A 328-nucleotide genomic window follows, 5' to 3' on the forward strand; every position below is an offset into this window, starting at 1 on the left:
TTCCTCACTGCTGCCTCCCGTAGGAGTCTGGTCCGTGTCTCAGTACCAGTGTGGGGGACCTTCCTCTCAGAACCCCTAGACATCGTTGCCTTGGTAAGCCATTACCTTACCAACTAGCTAATGTCACGCATGACCATCTTATACCACCGGAGTTTTAAATTTAAAGTGATGCCACTCTAAATTGTTATGGGGTATTAATCCGAATTTCTTCGGGCTATCCCCCAGTATAAGGTAGGTTTCATACGCGTTACGCACCCGTGCGCCGGTCGTCGCCTGTAGCAAGCTACATCGTTACCCCTCGACTTGCATGTGTTAGGCCTGTCGCTAG

1 rRNA gene is annotated in these 328 nt (G+C 50.3%); it reads right to left on the reverse strand.

Annotated elements, in window-relative coordinates:
* Positions 1-328 (reverse strand): 16S ribosomal RNA (locus tag J1N10_RS21165); the annotation flags it as partial.

The sequence above is a fragment of the Carboxylicivirga litoralis genome (genome assembly GCF_025499605.1).
GTDB classification, from domain to species: domain Bacteria; phylum Bacteroidota; class Bacteroidia; order Bacteroidales; family Marinilabiliaceae; genus Carboxylicivirga; species Carboxylicivirga litoralis.